Source organism: Rhizobium sp. CFBP 8752 (assembly GCF_014842035.1).
GTDB classification, from domain to species: Bacteria; Pseudomonadota; Alphaproteobacteria; order Rhizobiales; family Rhizobiaceae; genus Neorhizobium; species Neorhizobium soli.
Map to the genome: position 1 here is coordinate 307272 of NZ_JACYUZ010000004.1, position 21007 is coordinate 328278.

Genomic DNA, 21007 nt, shown 5'->3' on the forward strand with positions numbered 1-21007 from the left:
TCAGCGACGCGCGTATCGCGCATAGGCAAGGTCGGTTGCATCGATGTCGGGCGTTTTGCCGCTGACGAGATCGCTGATTACCCGCGCCGAGCCGCAGCTCATCGTCCAGCCCAGCGTTCCGTGCCCGGTATTGAGGTAGAGACCACCGATCTTGGTTGCTCCGATCACCGGCGTTCCATCGGGTGTCATCGGACGAAGGCCCGACCAGAACGACGCCTTGGTGATATCGCCGCCGGGGAAAAGGTCGGTCACGGAATGTTCGAGCGTGCGCCTGCGCGGCGCACCGAGATCGTTCGTATAGCCGGAAATTTCGGCCATGCCGCCCACCCGGATGCGGTCGCCCAGCCGCGTGATGGCGATCTTGTAGGTCTCGTCCATGATCGTTGATTCCGGCGCGCGGCTGGCATCCTTGATCGGGATGGTCAGCGAATATCCCTTGACCGGATAGACCGGCAGATCGATGCCGTGGTCTTTCACGACCAGTGGCGAGTAGCTGCCGAGAGCAACCACGACCGCATCACCACGTAGCGTTTCGCGGTCCGTCACGACACCCCTCACCTTGCCACCTTCGACATCGAGCCGTTTGATGGTCGTACCATAGGCAAACCGGACGCCGAGCGCTTCGGCCTTGGCGGCGAGAAGATTAGTGAACTTGAAGCAGTCGCCGGTCTCGTCCTTGGGTGTCAGAAGTCCGCCGACGATCTTTTCGCGCACATGGGCGAGCGCCGGTTCTACGCGGATACAGCCTTCGGGATCGAGCACTTCGTAGGGAATGCCATCGGCCGCGAGCGCCTTGACGTCCTTTGCAGAGGCGTCGAGCTGCTGCTGCGTGCGAAACAGCTGCAGCGTTCCCTGCATGCGCGCGTCGTAATCGATCCCGGTTTCATCCCGGACATCTGCAAGGCAGATCCGGCTGTAATCGGAAAGTCGCAGCATCCGGCTTTTGTTGATCGCGTAGCGCTCCGAGGTGCAGTTCGACAGCATCTTAAACATCCACGACAGCATGGCGCGATCAAGCTTCGGGCGCAGGATCAGCGGCGCGTGCTCCATGAAGATCCATTTGAGCGCCTTCCGGGGTATGCCCGGCGCTGCCCATGGAGAGCAGTAACCGAACGAGACTTCGCCGGCATTGGCGAAACTTGTTTCGAGCGCAGGGCCTGTCTGGCGATCAACAACGACGACCTCGTGGCCGGCCTTGGCCAGTTGATAGGCGGTGGTCGTGCCGATGACGCCGGCGCCGAGTACGATGACTTTCATGGCATTCCCCTAGACGTCTTGCAGCTGAACTTGGCGGTATAGTCTTTGGTAACGGTGTCCTAGGCCCGTGAGTATCTCATAGGATATCGTTCCGGCGGCCTCGGCAATCGCTTCCAGCGTCTGGTGTTCCCCGACCACCTCGACGAGACTGCCGAGTGTCAAAGTATCCTTTGGCAGCGCGCTGACATCGATGATGATGCTGTCCATGGAAACCCGCCCGACGATCGGCAGTCGTACGCCAGCGTGATACACTGCACCCGTGCCGCTGAGGGCACGGGGCAGGCCGTCCGCATAACCGGCTGCGATCGTTGCCAGATGCATCTCTCGGTCAGCAATATGCGATCCGCCATAGCCGATCCGGGTTCCGGTCGGCACGGTACGTGTCTGGACCACGGCGACATCGAGTCTGACGACCGGCTCCATCGGGTTTGGAGCTCCGACGGTCGGGTTGCCGCCGTAAAGCGCAATGCCGGGCCGCGCCAGCGTGTGGTGGAAATCGCCTCCTAGAAAGATGCCACCGGAATTGGCGAGGCAAATCCGAATTCCCGGAAACAGACCAGAAAGTCTTTCAAATTCCGCCAGCTGCTCGCCGTTCATAAGGTCTGCGCCTTCGTCGGCGCATGCGAGATGGCTCATGACGAACTGGAATTCCAAGCCGGCATGCTCGTTCATTTCCCGGGACAGGATGCTGCATTCTTCCGGCGACAAACCGAGACGGGACATGCCGCTGTCGACCTGCAGAACTGCGGGGAGCGATCGGCCAACCTGACGGGCGAGCTCAGACCAGCGGCGCAACTGAGGCAAGGAGTTGAGGACAGGGATGATGCCGTCGGCAGCGCAGCGCTCTTCGTTTCCGGGCTGCAGTCCGTTCAGGACATAGAGACGTGCATCGGCAGGGAGAGTATCCTTGATACTGATGGCCTCGACGAACTGGGCCACGAAAAAGTCCCGGCATCCGGCATCGCCGAGCGTTCTTGATACGACCGTTGCCCCAAGTCCATAGGCATCAGCCTTCACGACCGCTGCGCAGCGTGCCGGTCGAAGCATGTCGACGAGCGTTTCGAAATTGCGCCGGAGGGCACCCAGATCGATTGTCAGGTATCCGGATGCACCCTCGGCAAAGAACTGTACTTCGGCGTCACCAAACGAGGACGAAATATCCACGATGCTGCCCTCCCTATGAGAGCAGATTATTTGAATATTCGGTGAGTTTGGTGCTATTTGATGACAGGATGTGCGACAAATATCGATATTCTGGTGAATTCTGTCGTGTTTTGAAAGAATATGCATGGAAGCGATAGATGCGATCGACCGTAACCTTCTCCGGCTCCTTCGTCTGAACGGGCGGATCAGCAATGCGGCACTGGCCGCGGAAGTCGGGTTGTCTGCCTCCGCGTGTCTCAGGCGCGTCAAGCTCCTGGAAGAAGCCGGCGTCATCCGCGGGTATACGGCGCTGATCGACAATGGCCAGATCGAGAGCGCCATCGCCGTGATTATCAACATCACGCTGGAGCGGCAGACCGAGGATTACCTCAACCGGTTCGAAGCTGCTGTGAGGAAACATCCGGAAATTCAGGAATGCTTCCTGATGACCGGCGGCTCGGATTATATCTTGAGGGTGGAAGTTGCGAGCGCCGGCGCGTTCGAGCGCATCCACAAGGAAATCCTGTCGGCACTTCCCGGGGTTTTGCGGATCCATTCCAGCTTTTCCATCCGAAACGTGCTTGCCTCACGTTCGAAAAACCGTCGTTAGAAGATCGCTCCCGACAGTTCACCTTCGCGAATTGAGGCCGGTTTCGAGGTTGCATATTCCCGTTGCAAGCTCGATAAAATTGCAATAACGTGATCGTCAGTCACAAGCATTTTACGCATAGCATCCAAAAATTCTGACCTTTGAATTTGGCGTCCTCTTAACTCAGCGGGCGAACGATGATGCATGACGATCAGCAGTACACTCACGAAGACAATTCCAGACAGATCTTCCAGGAGCTGAAATTCCGCTCTTTGACGGTGAAAAACCGTCTTTTCCGATCGAATGTCTCGGGGCAGTTCGACGATTACAACGGTCACGGCGGCTCTGCGCGTCTGAATTGGGAGGAGAAATTCGCCCGCGGCGGGGTCGGCTGTATCATCTCGTCCTTCACGCCGGTTTCCGTGCGTGGGAGAATCCTCGTGCGCTACGCGATGATCGACAATGACGACAAAATTCCGTTCTGGAGGGCGGTCGGCGAACGGGTTCACGCCCACGACTGTCGGTTCTTGATGCAGCTCAGTCATTCGGGCCGCCAGCAGGACATGGGCGGTGCTGAAAACCTCTACAAAAGGGGACTGAGCTCAACGAACAAAAGCGATTACTTTCACGGCCTGCTCGCCGAAGCGATGAGCAGGGAGGATATTCGCACTGTCGTCGAGCAGTTTGCCCAGGGCGCGCGCCGGGCCAAAGAGGCCGGTCTCGACGGTGTCGAGCTGCATGGCGCCAACGGCTATCTCATCACGCAGTTTCTCAGCAGCGGCATCAATGACCGCACCGACGAATATGGCGGCGACTGGGAAGGGCGGGCGCGGTTCGTGCTGGAGATCGTTCGCGCCATTCGCCGCGAGGTCGGTCAGGACTTTCACCTGCAGATGAAGATCAACGGGGTCGATCACAACGACTGGCTCTATCCCTGGATCAGGAAGGGCAATACGCTCGACGAGACGGTCAAGATCTGTACCCTCCTGCTGGATGGCGGCAAGGGTGTCGATGCCTTCCATATTTCCAGCGGGTCGACCTTTCCGCACCCCCGCAACCCGCCGGGTGATCTGCCCCTGAACGACCTGCGACGCTGGTATGACGGCATGCTTTCGCAAGGCACAAGGGCGCGTTTCAACTATTCGATCTTTTCGAATCCGGTCCTGGGACCTGCATTTGTGGCCTGGTGGCGTTTCCGGCGGGGGAAAGTCATCGAAGGCATCAACCTCGATTATGCCCGCGCTGTCACGGAAGCGGTCAGGGGCATCGATCTCAGCGTCAAGGTTCTCTGTACGGGCGGTTTTCAGCATGCCGATGTGATCGGCGAGGCGATCCGCAGCGGCGCCTGCGATGCCGTCAGCATGGCAAGACCGTTGATTGCCAACAATGATTTGCCAAAGATCCTCAAGACCCAGAATGGCCCGGACAAAGGCCGCGAGTGCACCTATTGCAACAAGTGTCTTCTCAATGATCTGGAGAACCCTCTCGGCTGCTACGAGGTAAAACGGTATCCCGGGTCAACGTTTGAGGCCCGGCATCAGCTCATGATCGACGAGGTCATGTCGGTGTTTACGCCGCCGGCCTTTCCGGGAAGCGTTGCGGCGACACCACCTCAGGCGGTGGAGGCGGAGCCATGAGTGATCTCAACGATCCGCTGACCCCGGTCGAGATCGTCCTCGGGCGCAAGCGGAAAATCGTCGTGGTGATCGCAGTGCTTGTGCTCGCAGCGATCGTCTACTGGCTCGTTTTCGTCAACCAGTATGTCGTCGCGTTCCGAAACCAGGAAGATCATTTCCTCTACGGCTCGATTGGCAGCGAGGCATCGACCGGGCCACCCTATTGGGTCTTCAAGGCGCTGCCGGTGATGTATGCCGACAAGCTTGGGCCGGCCGGATGGGGTCATTTCGGCATGCTTTACGAGAAGCCGGGCGACGACCTGCCGATCGGCGTCTCCAGGCGCATCGTGTCCGGAGTCGATCGCGTCTGGCTGAACTGCTCGGTTTGTCATGTCGGAACCTACACGCTTCCGAACCAGACGGAGCGGCATCTGGTCTACGGTGCACCTTCAAACAATTTGCGGCTTCAGGAATTCATTCTCTTCTTCATCGACCTCGGGTCGGATCCCGGGTTTACCGCCGACCGGCTGATCGCCGCGATCAACAGTCCAGAAGTCGGCGGACATCTCAATGCGTTCGAGCGGGTGGTCTATCGCTATGTGATCTTTCCGCGCCTCCAGGCGGCATTCGCAGATCTTGGCAAACGGCTGACATTTGTTGCGCGGCAAGAGAAATGGGGCCCCGGGCGGGTCGATACATTCAACCCCTACAAAAGCCTGCAGTTCAACTTTCCGATGGGCGCTGCATCGATCAGTGATGCAGCGCTGAACGGAAGCTCCGATTATCCGTCGATCTGGCAGCAACGGCCGCGGGAGGGAATGAACCTTCACTGGGACGGCAATAACAATTCGGTTGCCGAGCGCAACCTGAGCGCAGCACTCGGCGCAGGTGTGACACCGGTAACGGTGGATCGACCGTCGATCCGCCGCATCGAACAATGGATGTGGGATCTTCCTGCGCCACAGTTTCCGGCAAAGGTTGATGTCGACGCTGCCGAGCGCGGCAGGGAAGTGTTCTCGGATACCTGCGCCGGTTGCCATGGCATGAAGACAGGCGGAACCTATTCCTAAAATACCGATCATTTCAAGCGGCTCGGCCAGACGGTCGCACTGGCCGATATCGGGACGGATCGCGGCCGCTGGGCCTCCTACACACCGGATTTTGCGGCCGCACAGAACCAGCTCTATGCGGGCTATCCGTGGCGTTTCAAGCGGTTCCACAAGACCAACGGCTATGCGAACCATCCCCTCGACGGGATCTGGGCCCGCTCGCCCTATCTGCACAATGGGTCCGTACCGACGCTGCGGGATCTGCTCGAACCCTCGTCGCAGCGGCCGGCCCGGTGGTATCGCGGCAGCGAGGTGCTCGACCTGGCACGGGTCGGATATCGATCCGACGATGCGGCACCGGGCGATCAGTTGTTTCTCTATGACACCTCGAAAACCGGCAATTCCAACCGCGGACACGAGGGCAAAGCTTACGGCACGGAGCTTTCCGGAGCCGATAAGGATGCCCTCGTCGAATACATGAAGACGCTATGATCAGGACCCGCTCGCTCAGCACCTGGAAGGCCCGTCACGCCATCGTCGTATGGATCGGCGTGATCCTGAACCTATGTTTCGTGCTGCCTCTGATCTTCTGCCCGGAATGGCTGCTTTCCCTGTTCGGCATCGTCGTCAACCAGGTGATCTGGGCGCAGTTCGCGGGCCTCCTGCTTGGTATTCTCTCCGTCTTCTATATTCCCGCGTCGATCGATATCGACCGCTACCGGATCTTTGCCTGGCTGCAGGTCTTTCCATCGCGCACAGCCGGCGTCGTGTTCTTCCTGCTTGCCGTGACGGTGTTCGACCAGCCTATCGGCTATATCACCGGTGTCCTTCTCGATGGTTCGGTGGCGATCCCGACGCTGATCTGCCTCCTCAACATCAGCCGCCTTGAACAGGAACTCGCCGACGGGGGCCGCTCATGAGTGTGCGCAAAACCCGGCTGTTCTGGAAAGGGCTTCTGGCGCTGCTGGTCGTCGTCGTGGCGGGTGCGCTTTCCGTTTATCTTCTTCTTTTCCGCCCGGTTGCCGCCCCTCGTACGGAGGATCTCGCCCGGCTTTTCAATCACGGCTCGATCGGCAATGAAGAGGTTCAGGGCCTGCCCTACTGGATCTGGCGCGTGCTGCCGCAGATCTTTCCGGAGCATGTGCCGAACGGCAAGGATGGCTACGGTGCCTTCGGCATGTACTGGCGTGCCGGAGACAAGGTGCCGATCGGCTTTTCGGTGACGACACTGGGTGTCATCGATCGCGTCTCGCCCAACTGTGCCTTCTGCCATCAGGGCAGCTACAGGCTGAAACCCGATGAGCCTCGCGTGCTGGTCTCTGCCGGTGCCGGAACGCGCGTGGACCCGCAGGCCTATATCCGCTTCCTGATCAAGGTCGGTGCCGATGCCCGCTTCACCGCGGACCGGGTGATGCGGGAAATCACCACGATCTACGACATGCCGCTTTATGAGAGGTTGCTCTACCGTTTCGTTCTGATCCCGGCAACGCGCAAGGCATTTCAGGATCAGGCGCGGCGGTTCGCTTGGCAGGACACTCGACCCGACTGGGGCCCGGGCCGCATCGATCCTTTCAACCCCGTCAAATTCCAGAACCTCGAGCTCCCGGACGACGGCACGATCGGCAATTCCGACATGATGCCGCTGTGGAACATGAGCGAGCTTGCCCCGACGAACATTCGCACCTTCTCGCTTCATTGGGACGGGTTGCAAACGGATGTGCGCGAAACCGCGGTATCGGGCGCCATCGGCGATGGCATGAGTTCCAAAACCTTTCTGCGGACCCAGGAAAACCTCGACCGGATGATCGCCTTCACCTCGGTGCAGCGGCCGCCGCCTTCGCCGTTCAAGAGTAGTCGTGAGACGAACGATCCCCTTCGGGTTGACGCCTCCGCCGTCGATGCGGGGCAGGGGATCTACCAGGCGCAGTGTGCCGTTTGCCATGACACGAACGGTGCGCGCTACCGATCTTCGATCCCGATTGTCGAACTCGGAACGGATCGGCATCGCATCGACATGTGGAGCCCCGCGGCGAAGTCCCGATATGCCGATTACGAGACTGGCTACCGGTGGGGGTTCACGCATTTTCAGAAGGCGGAAGGCTACGTGGCCGTCGATATGGCGGGCCTGTGGTTGCGCGGGCCATATCTCCACAATGGCAGCGTTCCGACGCTTGCCGATCTCCTCAAATCTCCGGAACAGAGGCCGAAGCAGTTTTATCGCGGCTCCGATCTCGTGGACACGGTGAACGGGGGTTTCGTCAGCGCCGAGCAACCGGAAACGGGCGGGTTTCTCTATGACACGAGCCTGCCGGGCAACGGCAATGGCGGCCATCTCTGGGGCACGGACCTGCCGCAGGCCGAAAAGGACAATTTGCTCGCCTATCTGAAGACACTTTGAAACCGGGGAGGGGGACGCATGCACGGTTGGACCAAGAAAGCGAAGCGTTTCCTCTTCTGGCTGGTCACGACCGCTGCCGCTTTGGTGGTGATCGTTCTGTTCGTGGCCGGCTTCGTCGTCTGGTCGCTCATCCAGCCGCCATCCGATCAGTTCGGCAAGGTCGAGGACGAGGCCAAGTTTGCGCGGCGCGACGTTTCCAGTCTGCCAGCCGCAACCGAGCCCTATTTCGCCGAGATGGACAAGGGTCTCCTCAAGGGGATTGAGGGAGGGGAGTACCCGCAGAAAATCCGCCAGATTGCAGGCGCGACGGGGCTTGACCCCGAGGCGATCCGACAGGCGGCAATCCGCGGTCAGAATGCCTGGATTGTCTGGACCGGCGGCAATGATCGCTTCTGGGATTTTGCCGCGCGCAACACGATCGGAGCATTTGATCTTCTGAAGACGGTTTCCTCGCATCCGAGCCAGGCCTATGGCCGCGACAATCGCTTTCGGTATCTCGGGCTCGTCAATGAGCCGGGCTTCGATGAGGCGACGGGACCGGACCCGAAACACTTCGGATTGTGGCTCGACCAGCGCCGGACTGACACGCCTCCCGATCCGTTCGGCGGCAATCCGGACGCGGACAGGCGATACCCAGGCGTGGAAGTGGGTGCGCGGGGTAAACCGGTTGAGTTTGAAGCCCGGGAGGTGACCCTGCCGGTCGGCTCCTATTACGGGGAACCGACCGGCGTCATGGGGCTGCGCCTGTTTCCCAACCCGGATTTCGACTTGAAGGCCTCGAAAAAGTGGGACCCCGACCGCTACTATAACGACCCTTCCTACTACAACGACAAGGATCTGGTGCGTCCGTACCGCGTCGGCATGTCCTGCGCGTTCTGCCATGTCGGACCGAACCCGATCACGCCGCCGGCGGATGTGGAAAGGCCGCAGTTTTCGCAGATCACCTCGAACCCGGGAGCGCAGTACTTCTGGGTGGACCGGATCTTCTTCTGGAACACGCAACCGCGCGGCGAGGACGATAAGCCGACCTCCAACGAAGGCAATTTCCTTTTCCAGCTGTTCCACACCAATCCGCCGGGGTCGCTGGATACCTCGCTCGTTTCGAGCGATTACATCAACAACCCTCGCACGATGAATGCGGTCTATGAGACAGTAGCGCGCCTTGGAGTTGCATCCGGTACGGGCTGGGAAAATTTGACCGGCGACGAGCTGGCGAACAAGCAGTTTCAGGATTACTCGCAGACCGCGGCACTGCATGCCTTCTTCAACAAGCGGGACGGCAAGTCTGCTTCGATGCGGGTGCTGAAGGATGGGTCTGACTCCGTCGGCACGCTTGGGGCGCTCAACCGTGTTTACTTGAACATCGGGCTGTTCAGCGAAGAGTGGCTTCTGCACTTCCGCCCCTTCCTGGGTGGCCAGAAGATATCGCCAATCCGCGTTCCGGATGCGCAGAAGAACTCCGTCTATTGGCAGGCGACCGAGACGATGACGGCCGACATGGCGATCTTTTTTCTCGTCACCGGTCGCTCCGATCTCCTCAAGGACGCGCCGGGCGGAAAGGAGCTGCTGGCCGCGCTGGATCAGCAGCAGGTAGCCCGTGGTCGTGATGTCTTCGCTGAAAACTGCGCGGCGTGCCATTCGAGCAAACAACCCAAGGCTCCGGCCGAATTCGGCGTTGGCGAGGGGATCTGCGAGGGCGGCGGCGCGGGGCCGCAGTACCGTGAATGCTGGGACCGCTACTGGGCCTGGGCACAATCGGCACAGTTCAAACAATTGATGCGTGCGCAGGCCGAGAAACCGGACTTTCTCGTCGACAACTATCTGTCAAGTGAACGAAGGGTGCCGATCGATCTGGTGCGCACCAATGCGTGCAGTGCCATCGCCACCAATGGCCTGGCCGGCGATATCTGGGATAACTTCACCTCGTCGACATACAAAACCCTGCCTGCACCGAAGGAAGTGACGGTGCATCATCCGGTTTCGGGTGCAGCAACGCCGATGCAATCACCGGGTAACGGACGCGGCTATTTGCGACCGCCTTCGCTGATCAGCCTCTGGTCGACGGCGCCCTATCTCCTCAACAATTCCGTCGGGCACGAGATCCCCTATTCCTATCCGCGTTATGGCAAGGATACGGAAAGCGGGCCGGTTGGGACGTCCGGTACGCAGGCGAACTCCGGAATCGGAAGCTACCCACGATCTCCCAGCGCCTGCCCGGCTGCGGATCCCAAAGACCCCTACATGCCCTGTATCGAAAACCGGCTTTCGGCCTTCGACACGTCGATCCGGCAGATGCTTTCACCGGAAACGCGGCGGATGGACAAAGCGACCGAAGAGGCCGTGCCGGGCTATATCTATCGTACCAGCGCCCCTTCCTGCCTGATCATCCCAAAAGGCTTCGTGCCGGATCAGGTCCGCCCCTTTAGCGGCTTGCTCAGCCGCATTGCGCCCTGGGCGTTCAAGGATGACGGATCGATTGCACTCGGGCCCTTCCCGTCGGGATTTCCGGTCAATGCGCTGGTCAATACCAAGCTTTTGCCGGATCATGACGAAGACGCCTGGCCCGTTTACAAGCGGCTGATCACCAATGGTCCCGGCCTGGTTTCGGCCTTCGCAGAGCTGGGCGGGCAATGCTCCGCGCAGGAACTGGCCGACCCGGCGGTGCGGAGCCATTCCGAGACGGTCGTGCGCGAGACCGGCCTGATCGATCGGCTCGTGACCCTCAGCAAGTGCCCCGATTACGTCGTCAATGCGGGACATGCCTTCGGCTCGGATCTGTCGCAGGCGGACAAGGACGCATTGATTTCATTCCTGAAGCAGCTGTGACATGGCAGGGAGCGAAGCGACCCACGACTACATCGTGATTGGCGCCGGTGCGGGTGGGGCGGTCGTGGCTGCGCGGCTTGTGGAGGCGGGGTGCACCGTTCTGGTGATCGAAGCTGGTGGTGATCCGCTCGCCGAACGGCCTTGCAGCGATGCGGTTGCAGATGACGACCCCGATATGCCTCTGGCCGATGCTTATAAAGTGCCGGCGTTCCATGCTTTCGCGTCCGAACACGAGGGTTTGGCGCGTGATTACTATGTCAGGCATTATGAGGATACGGCCGTGCAGAAACGCGACTGGCGGTACTGCGATGAAAAGGGCGGAATTCTCTATCCCCGTGCACAGGGGCTGGGTGGCTGCAGTGCCCATCATGCGATGATCATCGTCAAACCGAATGCCTGCGACTGGAACCATATCCGCGACCTCACAGGCGACGAGAGCTGGCGGGCTGCGCATATGCAGACCTATTTCGAACGGATCGAACGCTGCCGCTACCGCATCTTTTTCTGGCGCTGGCTTTCCTTCCTCACTGGTCTCAATCCGACCGGACACGGCTGGTGGGGCTGGATGCAAACGGAACTGGTTTTTCCGCTGAGACCAATCCGCGACCGCCTGCTGTTGAGCTCGCTTCTGCGCTGTGTGCGCGCGGCAGCTGATGCCTTCGGTCATTCCGGGACGCAATGGGAGACGGCGGAAACCGATCCGAATGCGCACCGGGTCTGGAACCCCTTCGCAAGCGGCATCCGCATCGCGCCCCTTTCCACCCGCAGGCATGTGCGGCATGGGCCGCGCGAACGGTTGCTCGACGTCAAGGCGAGGTATCCCGACAGGCTCGATATCCGGCTGAGAACAGCGGTGGCGCGTATTGCGATTGAGGATAGGCGCGCCGTGGGCGTCCACGCGATCGATGCGAACGGCAACGAACTCTTCGTTGAGGCGCGGCGAGAGGTCATCCTCGCAGCCGGCGCTTTCGCATCGCCGAAGATCCTGATGCTGTCGGGAATTGGCGATGCCGCTCATCTCGCTCGACACGAGATCGCCGTCGTCGAAGATCTGCCGAGCGTTGGCCGCAATCTGCAGGACCGATATGAGATCGGCGTCGTCAGCCGCATGAACAAGCCCTGGGCGACGCTTAAAAACGCAGCCTATTCGATCCGTGACGCAGAATACCGCAAGTGGCGGCGCTTTCGTCTTGGCAACTACGCAAGCAACGGCCTGTTGTTTTCCATGGCGCTCAAATCGCGCGACAGCCTGAACGAGCCTGATCTCCACTGCTTTTCGCTGCTGGGTGATTTCCGCGGCTACTACAAAGGCTATTCGCAGCGGATCAGAAAGAAAGACTATCTGAGCTGGGTCGTGCTCAAGGCCTATACGGAAAACCGAGCCGGTACGGTGAGGCTGCGATCTTCGGACTGGAGGACAGACCCGGACATCCAGTTCCATTCCTTTGCCGAAGGCAGCGGCGATTACCGTCACGATCTCGATGCGATGGTAAAGGGCGTCCGTTTCGTGCGCAAAGTGGCCGAAGGGATGGACGACCTCGTTGCCGAAGAGGAAGAGCCCGGCCGCTGGCGCGACAGCGACGAAGCACTGCGCAACTACGTGGCCGAAAACGCATGGGGTCACCACGCCTGCGGGACCTGCGCCATCGGGCCGCGGGACAGCGGCGGCGTGACGGACAGCCGGTTCAAGGTGCATGGCGTCGATGGGTTGCGGATCGTGGATGCGTCGGTCTTTCCCCGCATTCCCGGCTATTTCCTCGCCTGCGCGGTCTACATGATCGCCGAGAAGGCGGCCGACGTTTTGCTTTCGCCACCACAGGGGGAGATGGCGTGATGACGCAGGTTCAACCACGCGGCCGGTCTCTCGTTCGGCAAGCCTATCCCTGGCTGAACGACAGGGTTGCGGATTTCGTTCGCGGCTGGCGACGTCTGGATGCGTGGGCCAACCGGCCGCTTCCGACAAGGCGACGCGCCTACTGGAAACTGCTCGCCCCGGACCGTTATCCCTGGTACGCGCCGGCGCTGTTTCTGGTTCTGACCGTCATGCTGGCACTTGGCCCCACCATGGAAACCGATTGGCCGAACCTCATTCTGCTGGTGATCGGACTTGTGCTTTTTCTGGGTCTCAACGCTCTTGCCGAGCGTCGCCAAGTCGCCAACAACTATCTGCTGACCGGGCAACTGACATGTCTGGTTGCGATGCTGGCATTGCTGTTGTGGAGTTCTCTGCCCGAGGTCTACGGAGAGATGGTCGCCGCACCCCGACTGCACGTGGGCGTGGCCGTCGTTCTTGCGATGACCGTCGCGCTTGCTGCTGCATTCGGTTTTGCCGCAGCGCTATTCAGGTCGACAGCCGATGGAGGATTGGCCGATGCCCTGCCAGAGGTGGAGCTGTTTCTTCCCAAGGATCGCTACAGTTTCGTGGGGGGCGGGGCGAAAGCTGCCTTCTTTTCCGCCTTGGCAATCGCTCCGGTTCGCTATCCGGTAGAACTCCTTCTGCCCGGGTCGCTGCTGACCCTGTTCGTACCCGACCATCTTCTTGCCCCAACTTTCCTTTTCGTCGGCGGGATCATGTGGATCTTGCTTTTCCTCGGCATTCTCTTCGAGCGGCTGATGGAAATCCTGAAGACGCTGGGCCGGATGTTTTTCATCGGTCCGCAGCGCGTGATTTCCATTCTCGTCATTGCCGTCGCCGGGGCACGGCTCGCGGAAATACATTTCATCACGTACCTCTTCAATGGCGGCAGCACGGGTTATGGCAACCCGGTCCTGATGCTTTACATCCTGCTTTCTTATGCGTGCGCTTGGTATTACGGTTTCTGGACCGACCAGTTTGTGGCCCGCAGGCTCATGCGCATGCTCACACTCAAGCCCGACTGGCGCACCGCCATATCGGTCGGTTATCCCTACCACGGTGATCCGACACTCAGCCGCGTCGAAAGCGAAGGTCGCACGATCAGTTTGCATGGCGCCGGCCGCTTGAAGCTGCGGGGTCACTACGAAGACGGGTATGCCGGCGGCGGCACGGCTCTTCAGTTCATGACGCCCGCGGAGCTGATCGGTCAATTCCGGCGCCAGATAGAGCTTCGCTCACGCGACATGATAAAGGCAGACGATCTGCTGGCGAGCCTGCGCAATTTCGAGCGGGCGGCGGTGATCTATCCGGTCATCGTCGGAACGTTGGCCTTTGGCCTGATTGTCGGGCCGATTGTCCTGACGTTCTATTACGCGGTGCAACCGCCGGAGCTCACAGTCCATGCCGAGGGTGGGGGCGGTCGCGATGCTCTCGCGTTCATGAAGAACCAGGATTATGAAAATGGCGACTGCTCACCTCTGAAAGCGGGCATGCCTCGCATCGCCATCGCGGCTTCCGGAGGTGGTACACGCGCTGCAATCTATACCGCCTCGTTGCTGAGGGGCTTGGCGGAGGCGGGACATGTCTGCGACGTGGTGATGGCGAGCGGCGTTTCCGGCGGGAGCGCTGCGCTTGCGTATTTTGGCTTGCACGAGGCGGAACTACGCTCCCGCGGTGGCGTCGGCTTCATGGCGTGGGAGCGCTATTCGCGGGAAATGGCGCATCCTTATATTGAAGATGTCATCAATCGCGCCAGCGACCTGCGGATCACATTCGGTCGCTTTCAGTGGAGACGTTTTACATGCGGCGAGCCGGCGGTGCCGGATGGTTCTGTGAGCGGCATTGCACCAGCCCGCTCCAAACTCGGACATATCCTGGCGGAATCCTTCGCCTGCCGAATGGGGGCGGGAAAGATGGGCGACGTCTCGTTTGGATTGATGCTGAATTCGTCGATCGTCGGATCCTATCCCGATCCTGGAAATCCGTGCCGCCGAGGCGACGGGTATTCGCTGCCGGAACAGGCCAGCCGGTGCCAGGGGCTGCTGGATGGCGCAAGCGCGGGCGGGCGGCTTGTGCTGACCAACATCGGATCGACCCAGACGATGCAGGCAAGTACGTCGCCCGGGATGGAAATCGTCACCATCGACGAACCTGACGTCTCTGTGTCACGCGCTGCAGCATTGAGCGCCAATTTCCCCCCTGTGTTTCCGGATGCCGCCGTGGATATCATGCCGAGCAGCGGCACTGCCAAACGCTATTGGGTAACGGACGGCGGGACGGTCGAGAACCGCGGTACCGTGACCATGTATCGTGCCTTGCGCGATGCGGCGAGACGAGAACCCAAATCTTGCGGGTGCGGCAATTCGGCAAAGTTCGCCCCGCTCCACGTCATCGTCGCGGATGTTTCCGCCCTCGCGGGGCCCTATAGCGAAAGTTTCGGTTTCGACTCTGTCCTTGGAGCCGGTGGACAGCTCGGGCTCGGCATGGAAGCGGAACTGCGCGCCGACCTCAAAACGCTCTACGAAACGACCCACTGCAGCAAGATCTACTTTCATGACATCGTGATACCGCCCGTTTTTTCGAGCAATGGAGGCATCGGAACGCATTGGTTGCTGCCTGGCTCGATGACGTTTCGCGATCCCAACCATTCGGGCGAACAGGTTACGCTCCATGCCGAGGACGTCGAAAAACTCGTGTTGTCTCTGCACAGCAGCCGGGCCTTCACCTATCAGGACAACGCGGGCGTCAAGAGGGTCTTGGGTTGGGCGCAGGATGGTCCCGGTAACCGGCATCGTGCCAATTGGGTCAGGCTGCTCGACATGTTGAACGGAAAGCTGCCGCCTCAACTCTGACCAGTGGTCTTGGACCTATCGTTCCTTCACCGCCTCCATGGCAACCGAGGTTGAGGTGCTTGCCACAAATGGCAGACTGGAGATTTTTTCGCCAAGCACTTCGCGATAGCGGCGGATGTTGGGTGTGCGGATCTTCAGGAGGTAATCGAAACGTCCGGCTATCATGTGGCACTCCTCGACCTCGGGAATTCGCCATACTGCTGCGTTAAACGCGTTGAGTGCCGTTTCGCGCGTATCGGACAGTTTCACCTCTGCGAAAGCCACATGGTCGAGGCCGAGTTTCTTCGGGTTGAGAACGGCGCGAAAGCCGAGAATGAAGCCATCCTGCATCAGCCGCTTCAGGCGCGCATTCACCGGGGTCTTGGACAAGCCGACTTTGTCGGCAAGATCCGTCACCGAGACCCGGCCATCGCCGACAAGGACATCCATGATCTTCCGGTCGAAGTGGTCGATATCCCCAGGTGTATCGCTCTTCCTCTCCATTTTCTCTGTCCTCCTCCCGAAACGTGGTGAATTTCTCCAAATTCTACCCATTTTCAGAGAAGCTATATAGAGCAGATTCGATTATTTTTCTCGCATCGCGGGATCGTCGCTGATCCGCTAGATTGGCTTGATATTCGGGAGGCGGAACAATGGCATCTGCGATGGAACACAACACATTCTTGCCTGGCTCTTTGGAGACCATGCCCTTTGAAGATTTCGCCCCGCCGATCCGGCCGCAGTCCGATTTGCGCAAGGCCATCACAGCGGCCTATCGCAGACCTGAAATCGACAGTGTGCTGCCGCTTCTCGAGCAGGCAACACTGCCCGCCGACCTCGCTGACAAAGTCCGTTCGACAGCGCGCGATCTGATTGTCGCGCTGCGCCGCAAGGCCAAGGGGTCGGGCGTCGAAGCGCTTGTGCAGGAATACTCGCTTTCCAGCCAGGAAGGCATTGCCCTGATGTGCCTGGCTGAGGCGCTGCTGCGCATTCCGGATATGGCGACGCGTGATGCGCTGATCCGCGACAAGATTTCCGGCGGAAATTGGAAGTCGCATGTGGGCGAGGGCCGTTCGCTCTTCGTCAACGCGGCGACCTGGGGACTTGTCGTGACCGGCAAACTGACCTCGACCGTCAGCGATCGCAGCCTTTCAGCGGCCTTGACGCGTCTGATCGCCCGCTGTGGCGAACCGGTCATCCGCCGCGGCGTCGATATGGCGATGAGGATGATGGGCGAGCAGTTCGTCACCGGTGAGACGATCGAGGAAGCACTGCGCCGCTCGCGGACCATGGAGCAGAAGGGCTTTCGCTATTCCTACGACATGCTTGGCGAGGCAGCGACGACAGGGGAAGACGCGGAGCGCTATTACAAGGACTACGAGAAGGCGATCCATGCGATCGGCAAGGCCTCTGCCGGACGCGGGATCTACAACGGCCCGGGCATTTCCATCAAGCTCTCGGCACTTCATCCGCGCTATACCCGCGCCCAGGCCGGCCGCGTCATGGAAGAACTTCTGCCGCGCGTGAAGGCGCTGGCCGCCATTGCCAAGTCCTACAATATTGGTCTGAACATCGATGCGGAGGAGGCCGATCGCCTCGAACTGTCGCTCGATCTTCTGGAGGACCTCTGCTTCGACCCTGCTCTTTCCGGCTGGGACGGCATCGGCTTCGTGGTGCAGGCCTATGGCAAGCGATGCCCGTTCGTGCTTGATTTCATCATCGACCTCGCACGCCGTTCCAACCGCCGCATCATGCTGCGTCTGGTCAAGGGCGCCTACTGGGATGCGGAAATCAAGAAGGCGCAGATCGACGGGCTCGAAGACTTCCCGGTCTTTACCCGCAAGGTGCACACGGATGTCTCCTACATCGCCTGCGCCCGGAAACTGCTCGACGCTCGCGACGCCGTCTTTCCGCAATTTGCCTCGCACAACGCCCAGACTCTCGCCACGATCTATCAACTGGCCGGACCTGATTTCAAGGTCGGCGATTACGAGTTTCAGTGCCTGCACGGCATGGGCGAGCCGCTCTATGAAGAGGTCGTCGGTCAGTCAAAGCTCGACCGGCCAGCCCGCATCTATGCCCCGGTCGGGACGCACGAAACGCTTCTCGCCTATCTCGTCCGCCGTCTCCTGGAAAACGGCGCGAATTCGTCCTTCGTGAACCGGATCGGCGATGACCAGGTGTCCGTCGACGAGCTGATTGCCGATCCGACCGCCGTCGTTCGCGGCATGTCCGTTTCCGGCGGAAAACACGATCAGATCGCTCTGCCTGCCGACCTGTTCGGCAAGGACCGACAGAACTCCCTGGGGTTCGATCTCGCCAACGAAACGACGCTTGCCTCCCTCGCGTCCGTGTTTCAGGAAGGCGCCCGGGCTCCCTTCACAGCCGCTCCAGAACTTGGCGATGGAACTTCATCAGGTGAAACGCGGCCCGTGCTCAATCCGGCTGACCATCAGGATGTGGTCGGCTCAGTCACGGAAGCAAGCGTGGAGGATGCGCAAACGGCGGCCGCTCTCGCGCAAGAGGCTTTTGCCGATTGGCAGTCCGTTGCGCCGCAGGAACGGGCTGCCTGCCTCGAAAGGGCTGCCGATGCCATGCAGGAAAGCATGCCGTCCCTTCTCGGCCTGATCATGCGCGAGGCTGGAAAATCCCTGCCGAACGCGATTGCCGAAGTGCGCGAAGCGATCGATTTCCTGCGCTATTATGCGGAACAGGCCAAGCGCACGCTGGGGCCGGGGCATAAGGCGCTCGGGCCGGTGGTCTGCATCAGCCCGTGGAACTTCCCGCTGGCAATCTTCACCGGTCAGATCGCGGCCGCTCTCGTCGCCGGCAACAGCGTGCTGGCAAAGCCTGCCGAAGAAACGCCGTTGATCGCAGCGGCAGGCGTGAAACTTCTCTATCAGGCCGGCGTACCACGCGGCGCGCTTCAGCTTTTGCCGGGTGATGGAAAGATCGGCGCAGCACTCGTGGCCGCCCCCGAAACACAAGGCGTGATGTTTACCGGTTCGACAGACGTTGCTCGCCTGATCCAGGCCGAGCTTGCCGGCAGGCTGTCGAGTTCCGGAAAGCCGATCCCGCTGATTGCCGAAACCGGCGGCCAGAACGCAATGATCGTCGATTCCTCGGCTCTGGCCGAACAGGTGGTCGGCGATGTCATCGCGTCCGCCTTCGACAGCGCCGGTCAGCGTTGCTCGGCCCTCCGTGTCCTGTGCCTGCAGGAAGACATAGCGGACCGCGTGATGACCATGCTCCGCGGCGCCCTGGCCGAACTGACCGTCGGGCGCACCGACCAGCTGAAGATCGATATCGGGCCGGTCATCACAGCCGAAGCGAAGGGTGTTATCGACGGCCACATCGATGCGATGCGCGCCAAGGGCCGGCGCATTGAGCAGGTCGCCATCCCCGCTGCAACGGCTGCCGGAACCTTCGTCGCGCCGACGATCATCGAACTGAACAACCTCTCGGACCTCGAGAGGGAAGTGTTCGGACCTGTCCTTCACGTCATCCGCTATCGTCGTGAGGATCTCGACAGGCTGATCGACGATATCAACGCCACCGGCTACGGTCTCACATTCGGCCTCCACACGCGTCTCGACGAAACGATTGCGCATGTGACGAGCCGTGTCCGGGCCGGCAATATATACGTCAACCGCAACGTCATCGGTGCCGTCGTCGGCGTGCAGCCGTTCGGCGGGCGAGGTCTCTCAGGCACGGGGCCTAAGGCCGGCGGTCCGCTCTATCTCGGTCGCCTCCTGCAGCAGCCGCCGGTTCCGCCGCGCCACAGTTCCGTTCATGTCGATCCGGCGATCTCGTTGCTGGCCGAATGGCTGCGCGCCAAGGGCAAAACCGAGGACGCCGAAGCGATCCGCGAACTGGGTGGCGAATCCGCTCTCGGCATGTCGCAGGAACTTCCGGGGCCCGTCGGTGAGCGCAACACCTATAGTCTGCATCCGCGCGGTCGCATCCTGCTCGTACCGCAGACAGAGGCGGGTCTCGTTTCCCAACTGGGTGCCGCGCTCGCAACCGGCAACAGCGTCACCATCGACACGGACTCCGGCCTTCAGAGTAAGTTCTCCGATCTGCCGGCCGAAATCGCTGCCCGGATCATCTGGTCTTCCGATTGGGCAAACCATGGACCCTATGCCGGTGCCTTGGTGGAAGGCGACGGCAATAGCCTGATCTCCGTCTCGCGCCGTATTGCCAGCCTTCCCGGCCCGCTGGTGCTGACGCAGGCGGCTTCCTCAGCTGACATCGCCGGCATGGATGAGCCCTATTGCCTGAACTGGCTGCTTGAAGAAGTGTCGGTCTCCGTGAATACGGCGGCCGCTGGCGGCAACGCGAGCCTGATGGCGATAGGGTGAGGACAGCATGGACGATCTTCAGACGGCGCGCGTCATCATAGGCAGCTACACGGAATCGATGCCGCATGTGGAGGGCAAGGGAAAAGGCGTCAGCCTGCTTTCCCTTGATTTCCAGACGGGCCGGTTCGAAGAGGTCGCGGCGTTCGAAGCGATCCGCAACCCCACCTATCTGGCGCTCGGGCAGGATGGAAACGTCCTCTATGCCGTCGAGGAACTCGACGACGAGGCGCAGGCGGGCGTGGTTGTCCTGCAGATCGATGTGGACGGCGGTCTAAACTTGGCGAAGCGCATCTCGGCGAGAGGTTCAGCGCCGTGTCATGTTTCGCTCGACAGTTCAGGGAAACGGCTGTTCGTTGCCAATTACGGCAGCGGAAGTGCGGTCGCTTACGGTCTTGATCATCAGGGTCTTCCCGATGACGACGACGTCATGGTGATCCAGCGGACAGGATCCGGCCCCGTCACCGACAGGCAGGAAGGCCCGCATGTGCACCAGGTTTTGGTCATGCCTGGCGATCGGCATGTTCTCGTTTGCGATCTCGGGACCGACGAGATCGCCAGATATGCATTCGGCGATCGGGGAATAGGCTCAGAGCCGGATGTCGTGCTGCACGTGCCCGGCGGTTCACTGCCGCGCCATATCGTCTGCTCGCGGGATGGTCGTAGGCTCTACGTCGCGCATGAGGCCGCGTGCTCTGTCGGCTCCTATGCCATCGTGGGAGACAATTTCACGCTCCTCGCCGAAACCAGCACAGTGCCGGCGGATTTTACCGGCACGTCGTCCTGCGCGGCGATCAAAATTCATCCGAACGGCAGGTTTCTTTATGTCTCCAACCGCGGCCATGACACGATCGTCGCCTGTGAAATTCTGGCCGATGGCGGGTTGAGAACCCTCGGCTGGTATCCCACCATGGGCAGAACCCCGCGGGATTTCGCCATCGATCCCACCGGTCGCTATCTCATCGTCGCCAACCAGGACAGCCACTCGCTGGTCTTCTTTGAGATCGATGGGGAACACGGGACGCTGACGACCATCGGCGAGCCGTTCGAGATCGGCAGTCCCGTCTGCGTCCTGTTCGCCTGAC

14 protein-coding genes and 1 pseudogene are annotated in these 21007 nt (G+C 60.6%); 12 read left to right on the plus strand and 3 right to left on the minus strand.

The window, feature by feature from the left end:
* Window positions 1-1257 carry a D-amino acid dehydrogenase gene (locus tag IFT59_RS19960; RefSeq protein WP_192087983.1) on the minus strand — a complete coding sequence of 419 codons (1257 nt, stop codon included), beginning with the start codon at window positions 1255-1257 and terminating at the stop codon, window positions 1-3.
* A 9-nt stretch (window positions 1258-1266) separates the two neighbouring features.
* Window positions 1267-2415, minus strand: coding sequence for an alanine racemase (alr, locus tag IFT59_RS19965; protein ID WP_446737853.1), 1149 nt, complete (start codon window positions 2413-2415; stop codon window positions 1267-1269).
* A gap of 130 nt (window positions 2416-2545) precedes the next feature.
* On the opposite strand from alr, the gene IFT59_RS19970 reads away from it, so the two are divergent.
* The 10 genes and pseudogenes from IFT59_RS19970 (at window position 2546) to IFT59_RS20005 (ending at window position 15585) form a co-directional block, all read left to right on the plus strand.
* Window positions 2546-3010 carry an Lrp/AsnC family transcriptional regulator gene (locus IFT59_RS19970; protein WP_062458837.1) on the plus strand — a complete coding sequence of 155 codons (465 nt, stop codon included), beginning with the start codon at window positions 2546-2548 and terminating at the stop codon, window positions 3008-3010.
* Window positions 3011-3189: 179 nt separating this feature from the next.
* Window positions 3190-4626 (plus strand): NADH:flavin oxidoreductase, encoded by a 1437-nt coding sequence (locus IFT59_RS19975; protein WP_192087985.1) that lies wholly within the window; start codon window positions 3190-3192, stop codon window positions 4624-4626.
* Complete coding sequence (locus IFT59_RS19980; protein WP_249407663.1) at window positions 4623-5675, plus strand: c-type cytochrome; 1053 nt, start codon at window positions 4623-4625, stop codon at window positions 5673-5675. Before IFT59_RS19975 ends, IFT59_RS19980 begins: the two co-directional genes overlap by 4 nt.
* A 48-nt stretch (window positions 5676-5723) precedes the next feature.
* Window positions 5724-5939, plus strand: a pseudogene (locus tag IFT59_RS23390) (c-type cytochrome); the annotation flags it as partial.
* Window positions 5940-5966: 27 nt separating this feature from the next.
* Entirely contained in the window at window positions 5967-6146 is a 180-nt protein-coding gene (locus IFT59_RS23170) for a hypothetical protein (protein ID WP_249407664.1), read from the plus strand.
* Window positions 6143-6574 (plus strand): hypothetical protein, encoded by a 432-nt coding sequence (locus IFT59_RS19985; protein WP_062458841.1) that lies wholly within the window; start codon window positions 6143-6145, stop codon window positions 6572-6574. Before IFT59_RS23170 ends, IFT59_RS19985 begins: the two co-directional genes overlap by 4 nt.
* Window positions 6571-8052 carry a c-type cytochrome gene (locus IFT59_RS19990; protein ID WP_192087987.1) on the plus strand — a complete coding sequence of 494 codons (1482 nt, stop codon included), beginning with the start codon at window positions 6571-6573 and terminating at the stop codon, window positions 8050-8052. Before IFT59_RS19985 ends, IFT59_RS19990 begins: the two co-directional genes overlap by 4 nt.
* 18 nt (window positions 8053-8070) lie before the next feature.
* On the plus strand, window positions 8071-10878 hold the full coding sequence (locus IFT59_RS19995; protein ID WP_192087989.1) for a c-type cytochrome: 2808 nt from the start codon (window positions 8071-8073) through the stop codon (window positions 10876-10878).
* A 1-nt stretch (window position 10879) separates the two neighbouring features.
* On the plus strand, window positions 10880-12712 hold the full coding sequence (locus IFT59_RS20000; protein WP_192087991.1) for a GMC family oxidoreductase: 1833 nt from the start codon (window positions 10880-10882) through the stop codon (window positions 12710-12712).
* Window positions 12712-15585, plus strand: coding sequence for a hypothetical protein (locus tag IFT59_RS20005; protein WP_192087993.1), 2874 nt, complete (start codon window positions 12712-12714; stop codon window positions 15583-15585). Before IFT59_RS20000 ends, IFT59_RS20005 begins: the two co-directional genes overlap by 1 nt.
* A 15-nt stretch (window positions 15586-15600) precedes the next feature.
* Here IFT59_RS20005 and IFT59_RS20010 read toward each other — a convergent pair whose 3' ends face one another.
* Window positions 15601-16068, minus strand: coding sequence for an Lrp/AsnC family transcriptional regulator (locus IFT59_RS20010; protein WP_062458856.1), 468 nt, complete (start codon window positions 16066-16068; stop codon window positions 15601-15603).
* Between the two features lie 200 nt (window positions 16069-16268).
* Between IFT59_RS20010 and putA the strand changes: the two genes are divergently transcribed.
* Window positions 16269-19925 carry a trifunctional transcriptional regulator/proline dehydrogenase/L-glutamate gamma-semialdehyde dehydrogenase gene (gene putA / locus IFT59_RS20015; RefSeq protein WP_446737851.1) on the plus strand — a complete coding sequence of 1219 codons (3657 nt, stop codon included), beginning with the start codon at window positions 16269-16271 and terminating at the stop codon, window positions 19923-19925.
* Window positions 19926-19932: 7 nt separating this feature from the next.
* Window positions 19933-21006 (plus strand): lactonase family protein, encoded by a 1074-nt coding sequence (locus IFT59_RS20020; RefSeq protein ID WP_192087995.1) that lies wholly within the window; start codon window positions 19933-19935, stop codon window positions 21004-21006.
* The last annotated feature ends 1 nt before the right edge of the window (window position 21007 follow it).